Origin of the sequence: Agromyces sp. NPDC058484 (genome assembly GCF_042720415.1) — a bacterium.
GTDB lineage: Bacteria > Actinomycetota > Actinomycetes > Actinomycetales > Microbacteriaceae > Agromyces.
In genome coordinates, this window is the sequence record NZ_JBHXMP010000009.1 from 101,984 (window position 1) to 122,427 (window position 20,444).

General features: G+C 70.2%; 20 protein-coding genes and 1 pseudogene. 7 read left to right on the forward strand and 14 right to left on the reverse strand.

The window, feature by feature from the left end; genetic code table 11:
- Nucleotides 1–113: 113 nt before the first annotated feature.
- The 6 genes from ACFWN7_RS09405 to ACFWN7_RS09430 form a co-directional block, all read right to left on the reverse strand.
- Nucleotides 114–1,325 (reverse strand): ABC transporter permease, encoded by a 1,212-nt coding sequence (locus tag ACFWN7_RS09405; protein WP_376938548.1) that lies wholly within the window; start codon nt 1,323–1,325, stop codon nt 114–116.
- A complete protein-coding gene (locus tag ACFWN7_RS09410) occupies nt 1,322–2,206 on the reverse strand; it encodes an ABC transporter ATP-binding protein (protein WP_376938549.1) in 885 nt (294 codons plus the stop codon). The genes ACFWN7_RS09405 and ACFWN7_RS09410 overlap by 4 nt, the downstream gene beginning before the upstream one ends.
- A gap of 89 nt (nt 2,207–2,295) precedes the next feature.
- Nucleotides 2,296–2,916 carry a TetR/AcrR family transcriptional regulator gene (locus ACFWN7_RS09415; RefSeq protein ID WP_376938550.1) on the reverse strand — a complete coding sequence of 207 codons (621 nt, stop codon included), beginning with the start codon at nt 2,914–2,916 and terminating at the stop codon, nt 2,296–2,298.
- On the reverse strand, nt 2,913–3,311 hold the full coding sequence (locus ACFWN7_RS09420; RefSeq protein ID WP_376938551.1) for a dihydrofolate reductase family protein: 399 nt from the start codon (nt 3,309–3,311) through the stop codon (nt 2,913–2,915). Before ACFWN7_RS09420 ends, ACFWN7_RS09415 begins: the two co-directional genes overlap by 4 nt.
- Nucleotides 3,312–3,349: 38 nt before the next feature.
- The gene (locus tag ACFWN7_RS09425; RefSeq protein WP_376938552.1) at nt 3,350–3,562 is read right to left on the reverse strand and encodes a hypothetical protein; all 213 of its coding nucleotides are present in this window, start codon (nt 3,560–3,562) and stop codon (nt 3,350–3,352) included.
- Nucleotides 3,559–4,221: an ArsR/SmtB family transcription factor gene (locus ACFWN7_RS09430; protein ID WP_376938553.1), complete on the reverse strand. Its 663-nt coding sequence runs from the start codon at nt 4,219–4,221 to the stop codon at nt 3,559–3,561. Before ACFWN7_RS09430 ends, ACFWN7_RS09425 begins: the two co-directional genes overlap by 4 nt.
- A gap of 189 nt (nt 4,222–4,410) precedes the next feature.
- On the opposite strand from ACFWN7_RS09430, the gene ACFWN7_RS09435 reads away from it, so the two are divergent.
- The gene (locus ACFWN7_RS09435) at nt 4,411–5,814 is read left to right on the forward strand and encodes an MFS transporter (protein ID WP_376938554.1); all 1,404 of its coding nucleotides are present in this window, start codon (nt 4,411–4,413) and stop codon (nt 5,812–5,814) included.
- 57 nt (nt 5,815–5,871) lie between these two features.
- Here ACFWN7_RS09435 and ACFWN7_RS09440 read toward each other — a convergent pair whose 3' ends face one another.
- The 4 genes from ACFWN7_RS09440 to ACFWN7_RS09455 all read right to left on the reverse strand — a co-directional run bounded on the left by ACFWN7_RS09440 (nt 5,872) and on the right by ACFWN7_RS09455 (nt 8,058).
- On the reverse strand, nt 5,872–6,432 hold the full coding sequence (locus ACFWN7_RS09440) for a dihydrofolate reductase family protein (RefSeq protein WP_376938555.1): 561 nt from the start codon (nt 6,430–6,432) through the stop codon (nt 5,872–5,874).
- Complete coding sequence (locus ACFWN7_RS09445) at nt 6,432–6,956, reverse strand: SRPBCC domain-containing protein (protein ID WP_376938556.1); 525 nt, start codon at nt 6,954–6,956, stop codon at nt 6,432–6,434. Before ACFWN7_RS09445 ends, ACFWN7_RS09440 begins: the two co-directional genes overlap by 1 nt.
- Nucleotides 6,953–7,291 carry an ArsR/SmtB family transcription factor gene (locus ACFWN7_RS09450; protein ID WP_376938557.1) on the reverse strand — a complete coding sequence of 113 codons (339 nt, stop codon included), beginning with the start codon at nt 7,289–7,291 and terminating at the stop codon, nt 6,953–6,955. Before ACFWN7_RS09450 ends, ACFWN7_RS09445 begins: the two co-directional genes overlap by 4 nt.
- Before the next feature lie 77 nt (nt 7,292–7,368).
- Complete coding sequence (locus ACFWN7_RS09455) at nt 7,369–8,058, reverse strand: TetR/AcrR family transcriptional regulator (RefSeq protein ID WP_376938558.1); 690 nt, start codon at nt 8,056–8,058, stop codon at nt 7,369–7,371.
- 80 nt (nt 8,059–8,138) lie between these two features.
- Between ACFWN7_RS09455 and ACFWN7_RS09460 the strand changes: the two genes are divergently transcribed.
- The 4 genes from ACFWN7_RS09460 (at nt 8,139) to ACFWN7_RS09475 (ending at nt 14,656) form a co-directional block, all read left to right on the forward strand.
- Nucleotides 8,139–8,516, forward strand: a complete 378-nt coding sequence (locus ACFWN7_RS09460; protein ID WP_376938559.1) for a DUF1761 family protein — start codon at nt 8,139–8,141, stop codon at nt 8,514–8,516.
- 28 nt (nt 8,517–8,544) lie between these two features.
- Nucleotides 8,545–8,832, forward strand: coding sequence for a DUF1905 domain-containing protein (locus ACFWN7_RS09465; RefSeq protein ID WP_376938560.1), 288 nt, complete (start codon nt 8,545–8,547; stop codon nt 8,830–8,832).
- Between the two features lie 251 nt (nt 8,833–9,083).
- Nucleotides 9,084–9,509 (forward strand): CHRD domain-containing protein, encoded by a 426-nt coding sequence (locus tag ACFWN7_RS09470; protein WP_376938561.1) that lies wholly within the window; start codon nt 9,084–9,086, stop codon nt 9,507–9,509.
- 260 nt (nt 9,510–9,769) lie between these two features.
- A complete protein-coding gene (locus ACFWN7_RS09475) occupies nt 9,770–14,656 on the forward strand; it encodes a glycoside hydrolase domain-containing protein (protein ID WP_376938562.1) in 4,887 nt (1,628 codons plus the stop codon).
- Between the two features lie 115 nt (nt 14,657–14,771).
- On the opposite strand, the gene ACFWN7_RS09480 is transcribed toward ACFWN7_RS09475, so the two are convergent.
- Together ACFWN7_RS09480 and ACFWN7_RS09485 are read right to left on the reverse strand one after the other, a co-directional pair.
- On the reverse strand, nt 14,772–15,494 hold the full coding sequence (locus tag ACFWN7_RS09480; RefSeq protein WP_376938563.1) for a response regulator: 723 nt from the start codon (nt 15,492–15,494) through the stop codon (nt 14,772–14,774).
- The gene (locus ACFWN7_RS09485) at nt 15,491–16,840 is read right to left on the reverse strand and encodes a sensor histidine kinase (protein ID WP_376938564.1); all 1,350 of its coding nucleotides are present in this window, start codon (nt 16,838–16,840) and stop codon (nt 15,491–15,493) included. Before ACFWN7_RS09485 ends, ACFWN7_RS09480 begins: the two co-directional genes overlap by 4 nt.
- 110 nt (nt 16,841–16,950) lie before the next feature.
- Between ACFWN7_RS09485 and ACFWN7_RS09490 the strand changes: the two genes are divergently transcribed.
- Both ACFWN7_RS09490 and ACFWN7_RS09495 read left to right on the forward strand, forming a co-directional pair.
- Nucleotides 16,951–17,334 carry a UBP-type zinc finger domain-containing protein gene (locus ACFWN7_RS09490; RefSeq protein ID WP_376938565.1) on the forward strand — a complete coding sequence of 128 codons (384 nt, stop codon included), beginning with the start codon at nt 16,951–16,953 and terminating at the stop codon, nt 17,332–17,334.
- A 5-nt stretch (nt 17,335–17,339) separates the two neighbouring features.
- Nucleotides 17,340–17,390: pseudogene (locus ACFWN7_RS09495) on the forward strand (hypothetical protein); the annotation flags it as partial.
- 128 nt (nt 17,391–17,518) lie between these two features.
- Here the strand turns inward: ACFWN7_RS09495 and ACFWN7_RS09500 are convergent.
- A complete protein-coding gene (locus tag ACFWN7_RS09500) occupies nt 17,519–18,949 on the reverse strand; it encodes an AAA family ATPase (protein ID WP_376938566.1) in 1,431 nt (476 codons plus the stop codon).
- Between the two features lie 67 nt (nt 18,950–19,016).
- The gene (locus ACFWN7_RS09505) at nt 19,017–20,435 is read right to left on the reverse strand and encodes a DUF222 domain-containing protein (RefSeq protein WP_376938567.1); all 1,419 of its coding nucleotides are present in this window, start codon (nt 20,433–20,435) and stop codon (nt 19,017–19,019) included.
- Nucleotides 20,436–20,444: the final 9 nt, after the last annotated feature.

The window sequence follows — 20,444 nt, forward strand, 5'->3', positions numbered from 1 at the left end:
CGAACGGAACATGAGACCGGGCGCCCGTTCGGTGTTTGCGGAACGAGACGCCCATGACGCAATGCGACACGACGTGACCGCGTGGCGCAGGATGACGCGTTCGCGGCATCCGCTCAGCCGCGCAGCGCCTCGCCTACCTTCACCCGCGAGCCCGTCTTCAGCAGCGAGTTGCGGTAGACCCGCTCGCCGACGACGATCGCGAGCGCCGTGGTCGCGACGAGGATCGCGAGCGAGAGCACCGGCTCCCACCACGCCGCCTCGCCGAGGAAGATCCGCATCGGCATGCCCACCGGTGCCGAGAACGGCACGTAGCTCATGATCGCGAGCACGGTCGGATCGTTCCAGAAGAAGATCACCAGGAAGTACGGGATCATCACGAGCATCATCACCGGCGACGTGACCGAGCCGATGTCCTCCGCGCGCGAGACGAGCGCGGCCGTCGCCGCGTAGAGCGCCGCGAGCATCACGAACCCGATCGCGAAGAACACGACGAACCAGATGACGGATGTCCCGAGCCCGCCGATCAGCACCTGCTGCCCGGTGAGGATCAACCCGAGGATCGCCAGCACCGCGATGGCCACGATCTGCCCGAGAGCCATCACGCTGTTGCCGATCACCTTGCCGGTCAGCAGCGCCCGTGACGTCACCGTGGACAGCAGGATCTCGACCACGCGGGTCTGCTTCTCCTCGACGACCGACTGCGCGATCGTCTGCCCGAACGTGAGCGCCGACATGAAGAACACGAGCCCGAACCCGATCGCGACGAGGTACGCCAGCCCGGGCGGGACCGCCGCGGGATCGAGCAGTTCGACGGTGGGCTGCACCGAGAGCGCCTGCACCACCGAGTTCGGCGGCGAGTCCAGCCCGATCACGGTGATGCCGAGCGGATTGGATGCCGCGGGCACGACGATCGCGTCGACGTCGCCGGCACGGAGCATCCCCTCGGCCTCGTCGAGATCGGATGCCGCGACCGGGTCGAGTGCCTCGTTGCCGTCGACGACGGCGGATGCCCCGGCCACGACGGCCACCTTCGCCGGCTCGGACTGCCCGCCGAAGATGCTGCCCAACATCACCGAGGCGAGCACGGCGAGCATCAGGATCGCAGTCGACCAGAGGAACGCCTTGCTGCGCATCCGCATGCTGATCTCGCGGCGCGCGACGAGCGCGACGCTGTCGATGAACCGGGGGGCGGTGCGTTCGGTCGCTGAGCTCGTTCCGCTCGCTGAGCCTGTCGAAGCGGTCGCCGAGTTCGAGCCGCTCGCTGAGCCTGTCGAAGCGCGCGTCGTCCCTTCGACGGGCTCAGGGACCGAAGATGTGCTGCTCATCGCACGACCTCCTTGAAGATCTGGGCGAGCGACGTGCGCTCGCGGGTGAACGTGACGACCTCGCCCCGGGAGACGGCCTCTGCGAGCACGGCCTGCCTCGCGGCATCCGACTCCGCCTCGAACACCGCCCAGCCGCCGTCGAACTCGTCGACCCGGATGCCGGGCTCCTGACGCAGCCATCCGGCGTCGCCCGACATGAGCAGCTCCCACCGCTCGGTGGCGTGCTCCGTGCGCAGCGCGTCGCTGCTGCCGGCCGCACGGATGCGACCGTCGGCGATGATCACGAGGTCGTCGCACAGCCGCTCGACGACGTCGAGCTGGTGCGAGGAGAAGAGCACGGGGGCGCCGGATGCCGCGGCCTCGGCGAGCACCGACTGCACCGTCTCGACGGCCATCGGGTCGAGCCCCGAGAACGGCTCGTCGAGCACCAGCACCTCGGGCCGGTGAACGAGGGCGGCCGCGATCTGCGCGCGCTGCTGGTTGCCGAGCGAGAGCGACTCGATGGTGTCGTTCGCGCGCTCGCCGAGGCCCAGCCGGTCGAGCAGGTCGACGGCGTTGCGGTGTGCGGCCGCGGGCGACCAGCCGTGCAGGCGCGCGAGGTAGACGGTCTGCTCGAGCACGCGCATCTTCGGATAGAGGCCGCGCTCCTCCGGCATGTAGCCGAACCGGCGCCGATCGACCGCGTTCAGCGACGCGCCGTTCAGGGTCACCGTGCCGGCGTCGGCGGTGAGCAGGCCGAGGATGATCCGCATGGCGGTGGTCTTCCCCGCGCCGTTGGCGCCGACGAAGCCGGTGAGACGTCCGTCGCCGACGGTGAAGCCCACGTCGTCGAGGGCGAGGCGTTCGCCGTAGCGTTTGGTGATTCCGCTGAGTTCGAACATGGCCTCAGGCTACGGATGCCGCGGGGCCCGGGGCATCCGTCGTGCGACTGGTTGTGCGGCTCCGTCGCGCGGGGGAGGCGTTGCGACCGTTATTGCCGCACCCGCGTGTCTGCCCGCGGCACCGTGTGTCCGGGCGGGGTGTAGGCCGCCAGGACGGTCGCGGCGATCACCGCGGCCGCGTCATCTGAGCTGAGACGGCCGGCATCGATCTCGGCGGCGGCTCCGTGCATCACCCGGTGGAGGATGCCGACCAGCCACGATGTGGGCAGGTCGACTCGGAACACCCCCTCGGACCGGCCTCGTTCGACGAGCCGCTCGACTCGCGACGCCGGCCGTTCGTGCAGCTCGAGCATCCGCTCGGGCGACAGCACCGCGCCGGCAGCGGTCATGAGTGCGCCGATCCGGACGATCGACAGCCAACTCGGATCAATCAGGCGCACGAGCGCAGCACGCGGATCCCCGCTCAGGTCGACCGCCTCGAGCGACTCGTTGCCCTCGTCGATCGCGCGGGCGACCACGGCATCGATGAGCTCGGCACGCGAGGAGAAGTGCCCGTACAGGGTCACCCGGCCGACTCCGGCCGCCTCGGCGATCTCCCCGATGCTGGCATTCGGGTCTCTGCTCAGGCAGATCGCCGCGGCGTCCAGGATCGACGCGATGTTCCGCCGCGCGTCGGCACGTTTGGCGGGTGCATGAGTCGTGTTCGTCACGTGTCACCTTCCCGGGTGAGCACCCTGAATCTCAGATGCGTTGCGTTCGGAGTCGCGACGGCGTCCGTGCGCTCGAGGGCGATCGGGCCGCCGAGGTGCTCGAACAGTCGCGTGCCGTCTCCGAGCAAGACGGGTGCGAGATGGATCTGGACCTCGTCCATGAGCCCGGCGGCCAGACACTGCTGGGCGGCGCTGGCACCGTGCCGACCGGGCCGGCATCGCCCCATCCGCCTTCGCCCTCGGCCAGATCGTAGGAGCGACGGCCCATCAGTACGGCACCGACGATCACGTTGCTCATCGTGTTCGCTCCCTTCTGTCGCCGATGAAGGCCGGCGCATTGCCCGGGCCAGTCCACGGCGCAGGTTCGATCGGTGGTCCAACCATAACTCGAACATGTATGTTCAACAACAGTACGCCTCGCCGGCACACGTCGTCAGAGCGGGAGGTATCCGGCCCTTCGGATCAGCGCGTCTCGTTCTTCCAGGGCAGCTTCGGCGGCGGCGCGTGCATCGAGGCGGCCGAGCTGGCGGTCGCGGTCGTTCCGGCGTGTCGCGCGCTGCAGGCCCCAGCCGGCCAGGCTGAGACCGCCGCGCACGGCCCAGTCGGCGAGGATGCCGGATCCGGACGAGAGGGTCGCGGTGTTCATCGTTGCTCCTTCGGAGAGGTGTCGTCAGTGGGTTCCCCTCGAACGAGGGGGAATGCGTTGAGGTGGATCTGCACCGGACGCGAGGCCGGCGACGGGGTGCGCTTGTGTGCGTCGATGTACTTCTTGAACACGATGTCGAGGTCGGCGACGAGCGCGCTCAGCTGCTCGGGGGTGAGGCGCAGATTGATCGTGTCGCTCGTGGCGATGTCGAGCCACTCGGGGCCGAACACCTGATCACCCTCGGCGATGAACTCGTGGAAGTTCTGCTCGCGGGAGCGGAGCCACTCGTCTTCGACGAGCCTGACCGCGAGGCGCTCGGCGCTCCCCGGTGGCAGGGAGCGCGCATCGGGGATCGCGACCGAGCCCGGTGGGCGCTCCCACCATCGTTCGCGACCCTTTCCGCGCGTCGTGTCTTCGCGCACGAGCCCGGCGCGTTCGAGCTGCCGCAGGTGGTAGCTCGTCGCCCCGCTCGATTCGCCGAGGCGGTCGGCGAGTCCGGTCGCGGTGAGCGGGCCGTAGGCCGAGAGCTCGTCGTAGATGCGCACACGCAACGGGTGGGCGAGGGACTTCAGGCTCGCACTCGGCAGCACGTGATCGATGCCGGGGTGGCGGGAGCTGCTCGGTTGGGCTTCGAGGTCGTCCGGGTTCATCGTGGCCATGATGCAAAGATACCGCTGCAAAGAGTGCTTTGCAAGGATGTCTTTGCAGCCGCCCACTCCTTCCCTCGAGGAGTTCGAACCGGTACTGTCGAGTCAATAACTCGAACATCACCGTTCGGATTAGAAGAAGCAGCTGTGTCGTTGACGATGTGACATGAATCGCACAGCCTTAAGTTCGAGGAGGATTCGATGAGCACCGTCCCGGCGCCGAGACCATCGGTTCCCGACGCGGCACCTCCGCCGGGAGGCGCGCGCACGTTCGTGCACGTGCTCGCGAACACGATGATCGCGAACGTCACGACGAGCTTCCTCTGGTTCGCGCTCACCTTCTGGGTGTACCTCGAGACGCGGTCGGTGCTCGCGACCGGCATCATCGGCGGCGCCTACATGCTGCTCATCGCCGTGTTCGGCATCGTGTTCGGCACCATCGTCGACCGGCACCGCAAGCACCAGGTGATGGTGCTCTCCAGCGTGGTCACCCTGGCATCGTTCGTCGCGGGCGGGCTGATGTATCTCACGCAGCCCGAGGCGACGCTGCTCGACTTGGGAGGGCCGTGGTTCTGGGTGTTCGCCGGCGTGATCCTGTTCGGCTCGGTCGTCGAGAACATGCGCAACATCGCGCTGTCGACCACGGTGACGCTGCTCGTGCCGGTCGAGCGGCACGCGAACGCCAACGGCATGGTGGGCACGGTACAGGGCCTGGCGTTCGTCGTCACCAGTGTGCTCAGCGGTCTGGCGATCGGCCTCGTCGGCATGGGGTGGACGCTCGCGATCGCCATTGCGGCGACGCTCGTCGCGCTCGTGCATCTGCTCTTCATCCGTATCCCCGAGGCGAAGCCCGTCGCCGAAGGGGGGCGTCCGCCCGCGGTGGATCTTCGGGGCAGCGTCGCCGCGATCCGGGCAGCTCCGGGCCTGTTCGCGCTCATCCTGTTCACGACGCTGAACAATCTCATCGGCGGCGTGTACATCGCGCTGATGGACCCGTACGGCCTCACCCTGTTCCCGGTTGAGGCGTGGGGAGTCGTGTTCGGCATCGCGTCGACGGGGTTCATCCTCGGCGGCATCGCGATCGCGAAATGGGGCCTCGGCCGCAACCCGATCCGCACGATGCTGCTCGTGGTCGTCGTGATGGGACTTCTGGGCGCGTTCTTCACGATCCGCGAGTGGTGGTGGCTGTACGCGGCCGGGATCTGGCTCTACATGGCGCTCATCCCCGCGGTCGAGGCGGCGGAGCAGACGGTGATCCAGAAGGTGGTGCCGTTCCGGCGTCAAGGTCGCGTGTTCGGTTTCGCGCAGGCGTTCGAGGCGGCGGCCGCGCCGATCACCGCCTTCCTCATCGCCCCCATCGCGGAATTCTGGATCATCCCCTACGTCGACTCCGACGACGGGCGGACGACGTGGGGCTGGCTGCTCGGCGAAGGCGATGCCCGCGGCATCGCGCTGGTGTTCTTCTTCAGCGGGCTCGTGTTGGCCGTGCTCGCGCTGCTCGCGTTCACGACGCGTTCGTACCGGGTGCTGTCCGCGGAATACCAGGGCGACGAGCCGTCGGAGGTGCAAGCAGGCGTGCCTCACGACTCCGCGGCCGCTGAGTAGTGCCCGGGGCATCCGTTACGCGACGGAATGTGCGGCTCCGTCGTGCGGCGGCGCCAGTCAGCCCACCCGGTACGTCAGGCCGACATGCCCACTCGGGTGCGACGCGACGTGGTCGAGCGCGAGGCGGCGTTCGCCGAGGCTTGCCGGCGTGAACGAGCGGCCGGCGCCGATGAGCACGGGCACGACGCGCAGTCGCAACTCATCGACGAGTCCCGCCTCGAGCAGCGCGTCGGCGAGAGTGAGGCTCCCCCACACGACGATGCCCTCGAAGCGCCCTTTGAGCGCTGCGGCCGCTTCGGCCCCGTCGCCACTGAGGATCTCGACGGAGCCGTCGCCCCACGGGGCATCCGTCAGCGAGTTCGACACGACGAACTTCGGCAGGCGGTTGATCGGCTCGGCGACGACTTCGACCGAAGGGTCGGCGTGCGGCCAGTAGTCGGCGAACATCCGGTATGTGTTCGCGCCGAGGAGGATCGCATCGACGTGCTCGAGGAACTCGAGCTGGTCGGCGTCGTCGGGGTTGCCCGCCTCGGCGGCTTCGATGAACCCGATGCCGCCCTCGGCGTCGGCCGCGTACCCGTCGACGCTCACGATCTGCTCGACGATGAGGCGGCCCATCAGCGGTCGCCCCCGTCCGTGCCGCGGCTCGCGAGGTGCTCCGCGAGCAGGTCGAACGCGGAGTCCCACCCGTCGTAGACGTTCTCGTCGCCGGGCCGGGCCGCGATGCCGCGCAGGTGGAACTGCATCTCGGTGCGGTCGCCGCCGAGCTCGCGCAGGGTCACGGTGATGACGGGCGCGATGGCGTCGTCGTCGCCGGGAGACCTCCACGTGTACACGAGCCGCTCAGGGGCGACGATCTCGCGGTAGACGCCCGCCGTCGGGTACTCGTCGCCCGTGGCGTCGTCGACCATGGTGTAGGCGTAGCGCCCGCCGACGCGCACGTCGATCGCGACGCTGCCGGGCTTGATCGAGATGCCGCGCGGGTGCCACCACTCCGCGGCATCCGCCTCCTCGGTCCAGGCCTGCCAGACCAGCTCGCGAGGGGCGTCGAAGATGCGGGTGATGGTGAACTGGGGCGGGGCCTGGTCGTTCGTGCTCGCACCGGTCGTGGCCTCGGCCATGGATGCTCGTTGCTCGTTCACTTCGTTCTCTCCTTCATCGTGCGGAGATGCTCGTCGAGCAGATCGAACCGCTCGCTCCACTCGCCGCGATGCCGGTCGACCCAGGCGGATGCCTCGTCGAGGGGCTCGGTGCGGAGGGTGCACGTGCGCCACTGCGCGTTGGCCGTGCGCTCGATGAGCCCCGCGCGCTCGAGCACGTTGAGGTGCTGCGAGATGGCGGGCCGGCTCATCGCGAACGGCTCGGCCAGTTCTCCAACGGTCGTCGGCCCGCTGTGCAGGCGCGAGAGGATGGCGCGCCTGGTCGGGTCGGCGAGTGCCTGGAAGACGAGGCTGAGCTCGTCGGCCGCCTGCGGCATGTAAGCAACTCCTTATGTAACGATTCGCTTACTTTACGGCGAAGCGGATGCCGCGTCAAGGGTGTCGCCCGATGAGGTCAGCGAGCGGCGGAACGCCTGCCGACTCCTGGGCCTGCGTCGTCTCCCGGGCCGCGGTCGGCAGCGTAGCCGGCGAGGAAGAGATCGACGGCGGCGCTGAGCGCCTGCTCGTCTGGTGTCGTGTTGCCGCCGTCGGTGAGCAACTGCGCATTGAGCGGGGCGCCGACGGTCAGCCAGGTGAGTTGATCGGCCGCAACCCGCGGTTCCGTGATGTCGAGACGGCCCTGCCGGTCGAGATCGGCGAGGGCGTCGGCCAAGGCGTCGATGTTGCGGTTCCAGCTGTCGGCAAGATAGGAAGCAGCGACCTGCGCGTGTGTCGCCGCTTCCGCGGTGACCAGTCGTCGCATCCTGAACACGTCAGGGCCGAGGATGCCATCCCGCATCGTGGTCGTCAGCCGCAGCAGGTCGCTCCGAACGTCCGATCCCTCGGTGAGGCGCTGCAGCGCAGGGCGCATGGAATCTCGGCCCGATGCCGCCCAGTCGGAGACCACGGCGGCGTAGAGCTCCGCCTTGGAAGGGTGAGCGCGGTACAGGGAAGCCTTCGAGACGCGCGCTCGGGCCGCGACCTCATCCATCGTGGTTCCCGCATAACCGCGCTCGAGCAGAACCTCCCGAGCGACCGCGAGCAGCTCCCTCCCGGACATGCCGGCGGGTCGTCCGCGACGGCGGGGCACGTGATGATCGTCCATGTCGTTGAGTTTAGTACTTGACAGGACTCAATGATCGTTCTACCGTAATGAGTACGGACTAGTACTGAAAGAGGCTCATCATGGTTCTCGGCATCGTCCTGGCGACGGCCGCATCATTCCTCATCAGTGCAGGGCTGTACTCGCTTCCGCCCATCTCCCGGCTGATCACGCGCGAAAGCACACCTCGCCCCGGAGTGCCGGCAACCGTGCAGATGCTGTCGGTCGCGCTGCGAAGCCTCATCACCGCGGTGCTCGTGGCCGGGTTGATGGCCGTTGCGGACTGGCACGGCGCCGGTCCGGGCGCCCTGCTGGGCCTCGCGCTGACGGTCCTGCCCGCAGTGCTGCTGCTCGGCGCGGTGGTCCACGAAGGCACTCCTGTCCCCGTCGCGGCGACCCACCTGCTCGACTGGCTCCTCAAGCTCGTCATCGTCGGCGCCGTCGTCGGCTGGTTCCTCTGAATCGCTCCATCAAGAAAGGGATGCGCACATGACCGACAAGACCCGTCCCCTCGACATCAGCTTCACCGCCACCCTCGGCAAGGTGCGCGACGGTGACACCTGGACCTGCGTGCAGCTCCCCGACTCGGCAGAGATCTTCGGCACCCGCGGCCTGGTCAAGGTCGAAGGCACCGTCGATGGCGAGCCCTTCCACGGCGCCTTCATGGCGCTCGGCGACGGCACGCACAAACTCCCCATCACCGCGGCTGTTCGGAAGAAGATCGGCAAGGCCGACGGCGACGACGTGGTCGTGCACCTGCAGCGCCGGCTGACCTGAGCGGTCGTTCAGGGGAGATCACGCCCTGAGTTCGCCGAGCGGTTGACGCTGCTGCGGTACGGGTGTAGCACAGGTCCTAGGGGAGTTCCGCGCGACTCCGTCGTCGTGGGCACAATCCGTAGCAGCTGTGGTGAACCCGCATTTCCTGCGTACACGGATCGGACCCATCCGGCGCCGTTCGCGCTCCGAACACCCATCAACACAAGAACATACGGAAAGGGACTGACATGCGTACACGCTCTCTGGCAGCAATGGCAGCTTCACTCGGTGTGGTGGCGGTGCTGGCGGTCCCGACCGCCGCGGGCGCCCACTCGTCGACGGACTTCGTGCCCTTCTCGTTCACTCGCCTGACCGGTGCCGCAGAGGTGCCGGGACCCGGCGACCCGGACGGGCGCGGCTTCGCGTTCGTCAGGTGGGACACCGATGACGGGACGATCTGCTACAACATCTTCGTCCGGCGGATCGCACCGGCGACGGCGGCGCACATCCACGTCGGCGATGAGAATACGGCGGGTCCCGTCGTGCAGGGGCTGGATGCCCCGACCGACGGCTATTCGTCTGGCTGTGTGGACAACGACGCGCTCGCCGCGGCGCTCGACGCCAACCCGGGCAACTACTACGTCAACGTGCACAACGCCGAGTACCCGGCGGGGGCGGTGCGCGGCCAGCTCGACTGACGTCCATCGCGCCGCACGAGCGGGTCGTCCCGCTCGCGGGCGATGCAGCCGTCGTCGCTCACGGGACGATCGGGACGGTGAGGAGGATCGGGTGGATGCGATGGCATCCGCCCGGTCCTTCTTGCTGCTCATCTTGTGACGTCACATGGTTGTGCGACGTCCGATGTCCGACTACCTTGGGTCGGGCGCGCATTCGGGGATCATCGCACGGCGATGGACACGCCCCGCCGCGATCGCCGATCAAAGGAGATTCCGACGCAATGATGTCTCGATCCGCGCTGGCCGTCGTCGTCAGCCTCTCGCTCGTCGCGGGATCGGTGCTGGTCGCCTCGCCGGCCGTTGCCGCGCCGGTGCCGGCCACAACGACCGAAACCGAAACCTCGTCGCCCACGGGTGCCGCGCCCGCCGACGGACTCGACCCCGGCCTGTCGCTCGTCGACATCGCCAGCCGGGGCGAGGGCGACTGGCTGCGGTACCGCATCCCGTCGCTCACCTCGGCCCCGAACGGCGACCTGCTCGCGATCTTCGACGGCCGGCCGACGATGAACGACCTCCCGTCGAACATCGCGCTGCTCATGCGCCGCTCGACCGATGGCGGTGCGACCTGGCAGCCGCAGCAGGTGATCCGCCAGGAAGCCGCACCGAAGGGATTCGGCGACCCCTCCGTGGTCGTCGACCGCGAGACCGACGACATCTTCGTGTTCTACGCCGCCTCGATCAACGCCGGCTTCGCGAGCTCCACGACCGGCAGCGACCCGAACGACCCCAACGTGCTGCACGCCGACTACTCGGTGTCGCGCGACAACGGCGCCACCTGGGAGCACCACCGCATCACGCGCGAGCTGAAGGGCACTCGCACCAACTGGGGCGGCATGTTCGCCGCGAGTGGCGAGGGCATCCAGCTGCGCACCGGCGAGCACGCCGGGCGACTGATCCAGCAGTACACGGTGCGCATCGGCGGCGGCAACTTCGCCGTCTCCGCGTACTCCGACGACCACGGCGAGACGTGGAAGACCTCGGCGCCGGTGGGCCCGGGCGCCGACGAGAACAAGGTCGTCGAACTCGCAGACGGCACGGTGCTCCTGGTCTCACGAGCCGCCCCCTACCGGTTGACCGCCAAGTCGACCGACGGCGGCGAGACGTACACGGCGTTCACGCCCGATCGCGAGCTGCCCGACCCGGCGAACAACGGCTCCGTCATCCGGGCGTTCCCCGACGCGCCGTCGGATGACCCGCGGGCGCAGATCCTCCTGCACTCGAACACCGCCAACCAGAACGTGCGCCGCAACCTGACCGTGCGCATGAGCTGCGACTCGGGCGACACGTGGCCGGTCGAGCACGTGGTGCAGTCCGGGGCATCCGCCTACTCGACCCTCACCCCGCTTCCCGGCGACGACGGCGAGCTCGGCGGATCGTACGGGCTGCTCTACGAGCGCGAGGGCTACCGTCACATCTCGTACACGAGCTTCGACCTCGACTGGGTCGGCGGGGTCTGCGCCTCCCTGAAGGTCGAGCAGGCGCCGGCCTTCACCGCCGGCCAGCAGGCAACGGTGCAGCTCGCTGTCGCGAACCAGAGCGGCGCCGACCTTCCTGCCGCCCGCATCGCCGTGTCCGACGACTCCGCCTGGAGCGGCGCCGACGTCGAGGTCCCCGCGCTCGCCGCGGGCGAGACCACGACCGTCGCCGTGCCCCTGACCCCGCCGACGACCGCCGACACACGCACGCACACCGTGCGCCTCGAGTACCGCGCCGAGAGCGGCACCTCGTTCGTCGACGCCGCCCTCAACGTGACGGCCTCGAATCTCGTGCCCGCGCCGTCGCTCGAGCTCCGGCCGGTGCTCGACGCCATCTACACGGGCGGCGCCGACGGCCTGATCGGCGACCGCATCCAGCCGTGGCTCGAGGTGTACAACACCGGCAACGTGCCGCTCACCGGCATCCAGCTCGTCGAACCCGCCGGCGGTTCCGCCTGCAACTTCTCGTCGCTCGCGCCGGGCGCCAGCTACGTCTGCCGCAACACCTCGCCGAACCGCACGATCACCGCGGCCGACATGGCCGCGGGTGCGTGGTCGACGAACTACCGCGCCACCGCGCAGGCCGCCGGACGGATCATCGAGGCGAATGCCCGCCTGTTCCCCGTCGACCTGACGGAGGGGCTCGTCGAAGAGGGCGACGCCTCCGTGGCGGTCCCCTCGGGTGAGTTCGCGACCTCCTCGTTCGTGCGCGTGCCCCGCGTCGGATCGGCCGGATCGGCCGCGGGCGGTGACCGGCCCCTGGCGCTGCAGGTTCCCGCGAACGGGCGCGCGAGCGCACAGCTCGCCGTCACCGCCGGCGACGCCGTCGACGACCTCGCCGTGACCGTGTCCGCGCTCACCGAGGTCGGCGAGGACCAGCCGGCGACCCTCGAGGGTGCGGTCACCGTGCGCTACCCCGAGTACATCGAGAACCAGGTCGAGGGCGGACTCATCGCCGACCCCCTGCGGGAGGTCGACTCGGTGGATGTCCCGGCCGGACGGAACCAGCCGGTCTGGTTCACGGTCGAGGTGCCGGCAGGCGCCGACCCGGGTGTCTACGAAGCGGATGTCGCGGTGTCAAGCGCAGCGGGATCGATCGACGAGCGCACCCTGCGCGTCGTGGTGCCCGAGGCTGAACTCCGTCCGGTCGCGGACCGGCCGTTCGTGCTCGACCTCTGGTCGCACCCCGACGCCGTCGCCGACCAGCTCGGACTCGAGCCGTGGAGCGAGGAGCACTTCGCGGCGCTCGAGCCCTACTGGGAGGACCTCGCCGCGGCGGGCCAGGACGTGGTCAACCTCGCGATCACCGAGGATCCGTGGCTCGTGAACCACCAGGGCCAGATCCGCGCGCAGACGTGGAGCCCGTACCGTTCGACGGTCGATTGGACGTGGGACGGCACGACGTTCGCCTTCGACTTCACGGTCTTCGACCGCCTCGTCACCGACGCCCGCGCCGCGGGTGTGGGCACCGACATCCACGCGTTCGCCATGCTGCAGTTCCAGAACCACGACCGCATCACGTACACCGACACGCGCACCGGTGAGCGGGTCGACGAGACGGTCGTCGTGGGCGATGCCCGGTACAACGAGGCGTGGGAGGCCTTCCTCACGGCGTTCACCGAGCACCTGCAGGCGAAGGGCTGGTTCGAGGACACGCGACTCGCGTTCGACGAGCAGCCGCTCGCCCGCATGAACGCCGCGTTCGCGGTGCTCGACGCGGTGAGCCCCGAGTGGCGCGACAAGATCGCGCTCGCGGCGAACTCGCTCGCCGAGGCCGACATCGCCGAGGCGATCTCGTTCAACGTGAGCTTCCTCGACGACGTTCCGCAGTCGCTGATCGACGAACGACGCGCCGCGGGCAAGCCCACGCTCTTCTACACCTGGAACGAGCCGACGGTCCCGAACACCGTGGTGCCCACTCCCCCGTACAACACCCGCACGCTGGGATGGGTCGTCGAACAGCGCGATCTCGACGGCTACCTGCGGTGGACGTACAACTCGTGGCCCGAGGATGTCTACGCCGACCCGAGCTTCCGCTACGGACAGGGCGATGAGTACATCGTCTACCCCGGCGAAGACGGACCGGTCTCGTCGACCCGGTGGGAGCTGTTCCGCGACGGACAGGACGACGCCGAACTGCTCGACATCGCCAAGGCGGAGCTCGGCGCCGACCACCCGGTCGTCGCGGCCGCCCTCGACGGCATCGACCCCGCGGGCGCGTCCACGCCTGCCGCGTGGGCGACGATGCTCGACCACCGCGCCGCGCTGATCGCCGCGCTGTCGAACCCGGACGGCGCCGATGTCGGCGCGTCGCTCGAGGGCGGCGTCGTCGCTGCCGGCGGAGTCGCCACCTTCGACGTGACGGTCACCGCGGGCACGGAGCCGCTCACCGACGTGACGGTCGACGTTCCCGGTGCGATCAGCGTCACCTCGCACCAGGGCGACTCGCCGATCGAGGCCGGCTCGACCGGCACGTGGACGGTGACGATGCCCGTGGACGGTGCCCCCGGGGAGCGGTTCACGGCGGATGTCCTCGTCACGTCCTACGGTGCTCGGGTGGTCGAGGCGGTGACCGTGCGGGCCGACATCGTCGACGCCGTCGCGCCGCTCGCGCCGATCGAGCTCGATCGACTCAGCGTCGCGAGCCCGCTCGACACGATCACGGCGAGCATTCCGGTGCGGAACCTCGGGGCCGAGGCGCGAACGGTCACGCTCGCGGCCACGGGCCTGGAGACCTTCGCCGGAGCACCGGTGAGCGTCGCCGTGGCCCCCGGGGAGACTCGGGTGGTGGAGCTCGAGCTCGACCCGGAGGGCCGCAGCGGTCTCGACGAGGTGCGCCTCGAGCTCGCGATGGACGGCACCGTGCTCGCGTCGAAGGACGTCAGCCTCGTGGCTGGCGGGTACTTCCTCTCCGACGCGGAGCTGACCTCCGCGACGAACGGCTGGGGTCCCGTCGAGATCGACATGTCGAACGGCGAGGACGCGGCCGGTGACGGCGCGACGCTCTCGCTGGGCGGCAAGCGCTACGCCAAGGGCTTCGGCGCCCACGCCGCCTCGACGATCTCGCTCGAGCTCGGCGGGCGTTGCGACGCCGTGTCGTTCGACTACGGCATCGACGACGAGATCGGCGCGGGCGGTTCCATCCTGTTCCTCGTGCGCGGGGACGGGGGCGAGCTGTGGCGCTCACCGGCGGTCATGACGGGGGCGAGCGCCACCGGCAGTGCGGTCGTCGACGTGACCGGCGTCGACAGTCTGGAGCTCGTGCTCGATCCGCAGGGCAGGGTCGGCCAGGACCACGGCGACTGGGCGAACATCTGGGCGAAGTGCGAGGTGGCAGCGCCGCAGCTGCAGGTCGACGTCGTCGCCGAGACCCGGTGCCTGGGTTCGAAGGCGTTCGTCACCGTCAAGGCGACCAACCGTGAGACCGTGCCGGTCTCGCTCCTGGTGAGCTCCACGTACGGCGAGAAGTCGTTCGCGAGCGTGTCGGCGGGCAAGAACGCGGTGCACTCGTTCAATACGCGGGCATCGAGCGTGCCCGCCGGAACGGTCACCGTCGAAGCCGGCGCAACCCTGAACGGTACCGCTGTGACGTCGACGCTCACGGCGGACTACGAGGCACGCTCCTGCGGCTGATCGCAGAGAGCAAGAAGCCCGCCGGGCCGCGTGGAGTCTTGGACCGCGCGGCCCGGTGCCCACTCAACCGGTGGCCCGGCCCGCGGCCGAACCATGCGCAATCCCCGAATGGACCCTACCCTCGAGGCCGCACCACCCCGTGCTCATACGCGTAGACGACGGCGTGCACGCGGTCGCGCAGGCCGAGCTTCATGAGCACCTTCGAGACGTGCGTCTTCACCGTCGCCTCGCCGACCCACATGCGCCGGGCGATCTCGGCGTTCGAGATGCCCTCGGCGAGGAGTTCGAGCACCTCGCGCTCGCGTTCGGTGAGGGTGGTGAGCTCGGGCGGCGCCGCAAGTTCCGGCGCCGCCGCCCTTGTCGTGGTTGCAGGAATCGGGGCCGCGGGGCGGTCACTCTCGCCTGTTCTCGATGCGGCCGCCTCGATCACGCGCCGCGTGACATCCGGAGACAGCAGCGCATCACCCCGGGCGACCACCTGCACCGCCTCGATGAGCTGCTCGGGGCTCGAGTTCTTCAGCAGGAATCCGCTCGCGCCGGCCTCGAGCGCGGCGAACAGGTAGTCCTCGCGGTTGAACGTCGTGAGCACGAGCACGGCGGCAGCGGATGCCGCTCCGCCCGCGTTCGCCGTGATGCGCCGCGTCGCCTCGAGCCCGTCCATGCCGGGCATCTGCACGTCCATGCACACGACATCGGGCGCGAGCTCCGCGACCCGCTCGATCGCCTCCTCGCCGGTGGCCGCCTCGCCGACGACCTCGATGCCGTCCTCCGATTCGAGGATCGTGCGGAACCCGCCGCGCACCAGCGTCTGGTCGTCGACCACGAGCACCCGGATCATGGGCGCACCGCCTCACCCCGGCGCAGCGGGAACGTGGCTCGTACGAGATAGCCGCCGCGCGCGCGAGGGCCCAGCTCGATCGTGCCGCCCACGGCCGCGACGCGTTCGCGCATGCCGAGCTGGCCGAGGCCGGCCGTGCCGCCGTCGGCATCGGCGCGGGCAGGGCTCGGCGCCGCCCCCGTGTTCGCGACCTCGAGCTCGACCGCGGCATCCGACCAGCGCACCCGCACGTCGGCGGTGGCGCCGGCACCACCGTGCTTGCGCACGTTCGTGAGCGCCTCCTGCGCGATGCGGTACGCGCTCAGCCCGATGACCGGCGACGCGTTCCCCGGTTCGCCGACGACGGCGAGCGTGGTCGGCAGCCCCGCAGCGGTCGACTCGGCGACGAGCTCGTCGATGCGATCGAGGCCGCGGGTGCTGGTCGAGGTCTGCGCCGGCTCGTCCGCGAGCCCGTCGAGCGACGCGCTGGGCGGGCCGTCGGCGTCGGTGCCGCGCAGGGTGCCGAGCAGGCCGTGCAGCTCGTCGACGGCCTCGCGCGCGCTCGACTCGATGGCCGAGAGCGCGGCGGCTGCGGCATCCGGACGCTTCGCAAGCACCCGCCGCGCCGCGCCGGCCTGCACGCCGATCACCGAGACGTGGTGGGCGACGACGTCGTGCAGTTCGCGGGCGATCCGCAGTCGCTCGATCGCCACGGCCTGCACCCGCGTGCGCTCGCGTTCGGCGGCGAGCTCGGCCGTGCGCTGCTCGAGCTCGACGCGCGAACGAGCCGAACGGTACGCCGAGTCGCCGAAGTACCACGCGCCGCCGAAGTAGAGCAGGTTCGTGAGCACATTGATGAGCCCGAATGCGACGTACGGCGACAGCACGCCCTCGCGCGACATCTCTGGCAGCTGGTCGGGGGCGATCGAGCCGACGATCAGCCCCCAGAACAGCCACGTGAACATGCCGGCGACGATGACGCCGCGCACGATGTTCGCTCGCAGTCGGTTGCGGCCCCACGCGCCCACCGTGTAGATCGCGATGAACAGCGCGATGTTCGAGAACAGCGCCTCGCCGACCTCGGCCATTCCGCCCAGGATGAATGCGACGGATGCCACGAGCGCCACGATCTCGGGCCAGCGGCGCCGGGCGGCGAGCGGCAGGTTCATCGCCGCGACCCAGATGACCGAACCCCACCACGGCGCATCCGCGCCCCAGCCGGTGATGCGGTAGAGCACCACGCTCGCGGCGGTCGCCGCGGCGAGCACGAGCGCCAGAACGAGGTCGTTGCGGTAGTCGGCGCGCGCCGGACGGGGCCGCACCCACTCGATCCCGTCGATGACGGTCGGCGCGTCGGAGGCGTTCATGCACTCCACGCTACCGAGCAGCGGGGGCGGACGGATCCGTCGTGCGACGGAGCGTGCTCGAGTCCGGTCCGGAGGTTCGCCGACGGCGCGGGGAGGGCTACGCTGGCCGCGTGACCGACGAGACACCCGCGATCGATCCCGACGTGCCGCCGTCGGGCGACGGCTGCGTCGAGTGCCTCGCGACGTCGGGATGGTGGCTGCACCTGCGGCGCTGCGCGCAGTGCGGGCACGTCGGATGCTGCGAGAGCTCGCCGTCGCAGCATGCGTCGAGGCACGCGCGCGACGTGGGGCATCCGATCGCGCAGTCGTTCGAGCCGGGCGAGGACTGGTTCTGGGACTACGCAGGCGGTGCCTACGTGCCCGGCCCGCCGCTCGCCCCGCCCGGCAGCCGGCCGGTCGAGCAGGGTTCGCCCGCGCCGCGCGACCTCGTGCCCGCGGATTGGCGGTCGAGGCTGCACCGGCTCGAACCGGGTTCGCCGCGACCGCCGCGGTGACGGCGATGCTCGCGCTCACGGCCGCCGCGGCGGTCGAGCTCGCTCCCTACGACATCCGCGTCAACGCGGTTGCACCCGGGATGACGAACACTCCGCTCTACGCCGAATGGATGGCGGGCCAGGACGATCCCGAATCAGTGATCGTCTCACTTCGACGGCGATCGAGGTTGCCCCCGGCCCACAATCACCGGCCCCCGAAGAACCCGAAGCTGACAGCGGGATGCGGGGGCTCGCCTCCGTCCACCCCGCCCGCACCGCCGACGAGGAGCTTCCTCGTGAGCTCCGCGCGCGACGAGAGCAGCTCATCGAGCGCTCGCTCGAGGTCGGCGTCGGCAGGGTCGCGACCCTCCTCGGCCGCGGTCAGCACCGTGCGACGCACGAGCTCCTTCGCGAACGAGCCCGTCGTGCCGTCGGCACGCTCGGCCGCCGCGTCGAGCGCGTCACTCGAGAACGACAGCGACCCGGCGTAGAGGCGCAGCAGGCGACGGCGCGCGTCGGCGTCGGGGAGCGGGATCTCGGCGGCGTGGTCGATGCGGCCGGGACGGTCGGCCAGGGCGTGCTCGAGCACCTCCACCCGGTTCGTGGTGAGGATGAACGTCACGTCGGCGTCGCCGTCGAGCCCGTCGAGCGCATCGAGGATGGCGAAGAGCACACTGTTGCCGGGCATGATAGCTCGATCGTTCGCCACGAGGTCGACATCTTCGAGCACGACGATCGACGGCTGCATCGCTCGCGCCACTTCGGCGGCGAGGGCGATGTACCCGATGGCCGGGCCGGTGAGCAGCACGGCGGTCGTGCCCGGCGTGCGCCCGAGAAGGTGTCGCACCGTGTGCGTCTTGCCGGTGCCGGGAGGGCCGTAGAGCAGGAGCCCCCGCTTGAGGTGCTGCCCGGCCCCGCGCAGCACCTCGCGCTGCTCGCCCATGCCGACGACGTGCCGGATGATGCCGTGGAGCGTCGCCTCGTCGAGGATCACGTGCTCGACGGGCACGTCAGGCCGCTCGACGAAGGTCAAGTGCCCGCTTCCCCGCCCGAACTGGCCGCCGCCGATGGTGAGCACCTGGCCGCGCAGCACGCTGCGCTCGAGCATGAGCCGGCGCACCTCGGCGACGAACGCCTCCGCGGTCGCGCCGTCGGCGGCGACGACCTCGAGGCGCGCGTCCTCTCGCCCGTGCTCAGGAGCGGCGCCCCGTTGCAGCACGGCGACCGGCCGCCCCGCGAACTCCAGCAGCCGCAGGCCGAAGGCGACGGTGCGTCGTTCGGTCGACGGCCCCGTGGCCGCCGTGGTGTAGTCCACCGGTCCGATCGCATACGGGAAGTGCGGGTTGTCGAGCAGGTCGGTGAATGCCTGGTGTCCGCGCGAGTTGCCTCCGGTCACGCCCACGAGACGCCCAGCGCCGAGCTCGCTCAGCTCGTCGAGCGCGATGTCGGCATCCGCGAGCCGGTGCGACAGCATCGTCTCGGTCAGGATCGGAAGTGCGCCGAGCTCGACGCCGAGGTGCTCCGCGACGACCTCGCCGAGCGGGGTCACGCTCGACTGGGCATGACGCGGTGCATTCACCACCTCGCTCATGAAGCGCCGGAACGTCTCGACGAACGACGTCGTGGCCTGGTCCATCCGCACCCCCGTCGTGTCGCGAAGGCTCCAGCCTAGCGAGGTGCGGTGACGCGGCGGACGCCGACGCTCATGCCGACCGCGCTTCCGCTCGCGGGCGATGGCGGCGTTCCAGCAGGTCGGCCAATCGTGTCGGTGAGGTGGTGGCGGTGCGCCAGGTGCCGCCGGGGTCGAGCCACACGGGTGGCCTGATCTCGGGCACGCCCCGCCGCATCCGGATGCCCCATCCGGAGGTGTCGATGGTGCGGTGGTGGAACCAGCAGACGAGCACCCCATTGTCGGTGTGGGTGGGCCCACCGTCTGCGTCGGGGACGACATGGTGGATCTCGGTCCAGGCGGAGGGAACCGTGCAACCGGGGATGATGCAGCCGCCGTCGCGGAGGGCGATCGCCCGGCGCTGGTGGGCGGTGAAGCAGCGTTCGGGTGATCCGAGCTGCAGGATGCGGCCGGTGTCGTCGAGGACGACGGTCTGGATGCCGCCGGTGCACATCATATGCCGCGCGGTTCGGAGTGAAACCGGAAGCTCGACGCCGTCGGCATGCGCGGCGCCGCGGCCGGACTCGAGGTCGGATGCCCGCACGCTCACGAGCACGGTGGGTGCGGCGCCGCCGATGGTGGGGTGCTCACCGGAGCGGGCAGCGGTGTCGATGATGGCGGCGAGCACGTCGTGGCGTTGCTGGTCGTTGGTGCGAATCTCGGCCTGCGCGGCGACATCGGCGCGTTCGGCGTCGGTCAGGAACCCGCCGCCGCTGCGCGGCGAGAGGTGCGCGTCGAAGAGCCGCTTCAGCTTCGCGGCGACCTCGGGCATGAGGTCGCCCGCGACGGTGACCAGGCCGTCGCGCGACCGGCCGAGGCGGAACCCGCGTCGTCGCATCGCACGCTCGTCGTCGGGTTCTGCGCCGTCTTGGTCGAGAAACGCCGCCCACGCCCGAGCCTGCACGGCGAGCTCGTCGGCCGTGCACCGGATCGGAGAGGCGTCACCGACGCCGGTCGCCTGGGCCACGAGTTCGCGCTCGGCGACATCGAGCCGCTGCGGGTCGGCGACCGTGCGGGTGCGTGCGAGTTCTCGGATGATCGTGGCCGCGGCATCCGCACCCAACTCACCCGCCGCAAGCGCGGCGGCGACGTGCGGATGCTGCGCGGGCAGCGGCTCTGCGGTGAGGGCGGTGCGCGCCATGGTCGCGAGACCGATCGAGGCACGGCGTCGCGCCTCGGAACCCGACACCTGGGTGACCCGCTCGATCAACTCGCCCGCGGAACCGCAGCCCTTGCGCGCCGACAGCCGCTCGGCGCCGAGGTCGTGCTCACTGCGCTGCGCGACCTCGCCGGCGAACGCGGCGCGGTGGGCGTCGAGGAGCCGCCCCGCTCTCTCGAGCGCACCCATCGCGAGAAGGAGCTCGTCGTCGCCGAGCGTTCGCGGCCGGTCGAAGTCGAGCACGGCAGCGATCGTCGAACGGAGCTGTTCGAGCGTCTCGGGGAATCCTGCCATGCTCCGATT

Coding starts and splice junctions, on each gene's coding strand:
- ACFWN7_RS09405 (WP_376938548.1), bottom strand. CDS start 1,325: ATGAGCAGCACATCTTCGGTCCCTGAGCCCGTCGAAGGGACGACGCGC.
- ACFWN7_RS09410 (WP_376938549.1), bottom strand. CDS start 2,206: ATGTTCGAACTCAGCGGAATCACCAAACGCTACGGCGAACGCCTCGCC.
- ACFWN7_RS09420 (WP_376938551.1), bottom strand. CDS start 3,311: ATGTTCGAGTTATGGTTGGACCACCGATCGAACCTGCGCCGTGGACTG.
- ACFWN7_RS09425 (WP_376938552.1), bottom strand. CDS start 3,562: ATGAACACCGCGACCCTCTCGTCCGGATCCGGCATCCTCGCCGACTGG.
- ACFWN7_RS09430 (WP_376938553.1), bottom strand. CDS start 4,221: ATGGCCACGATGAACCCGGACGACCTCGAAGCCCAACCGAGCAGCTCC.
- ACFWN7_RS09435 (WP_376938554.1), top strand. CDS start 4,411: ATGAGCACCGTCCCGGCGCCGAGACCATCGGTTCCCGACGCGGCACCT.
- ACFWN7_RS09440 (WP_376938555.1), bottom strand. CDS start 6,432: ATGGGCCGCCTCATCGTCGAGCAGATCGTGAGCGTCGACGGGTACGCG.
- ACFWN7_RS09450 (WP_376938557.1), bottom strand. CDS start 7,291: ATGCCGCAGGCGGCCGACGAGCTCAGCCTCGTCTTCCAGGCACTCGCC.
- ACFWN7_RS09455 (WP_376938558.1), bottom strand. CDS start 8,058: ATGGACGATCATCACGTGCCCCGCCGTCGCGGACGACCCGCCGGCATG.
- ACFWN7_RS09460 (WP_376938559.1), top strand. CDS start 8,139: ATGGTTCTCGGCATCGTCCTGGCGACGGCCGCATCATTCCTCATCAGT.
- ACFWN7_RS09465 (WP_376938560.1), top strand. CDS start 8,545: ATGACCGACAAGACCCGTCCCCTCGACATCAGCTTCACCGCCACCCTC.
- ACFWN7_RS09470 (WP_376938561.1), top strand. CDS start 9,084: ATGGCAGCTTCACTCGGTGTGGTGGCGGTGCTGGCGGTCCCGACCGCC.
- ACFWN7_RS09475 (WP_376938562.1), top strand. CDS start 9,770: ATGATGTCTCGATCCGCGCTGGCCGTCGTCGTCAGCCTCTCGCTCGTC.
- ACFWN7_RS09480 (WP_376938563.1), bottom strand. CDS start 15,494: ATGATCCGGGTGCTCGTGGTCGACGACCAGACGCTGGTGCGCGGCGGG.
- ACFWN7_RS09485 (WP_376938564.1), bottom strand. CDS start 16,840: ATGAACGCCTCCGACGCGCCGACCGTCATCGACGGGATCGAGTGGGTG.
- ACFWN7_RS09500 (WP_376938566.1), bottom strand. CDS start 18,949: ATGGACCAGGCCACGACGTCGTTCGTCGAGACGTTCCGGCGCTTCATG.
- ACFWN7_RS09505 (WP_376938567.1), bottom strand. CDS start 20,435: ATGGCAGGATTCCCCGAGACGCTCGAACAGCTCCGTTCGACGATCGCT.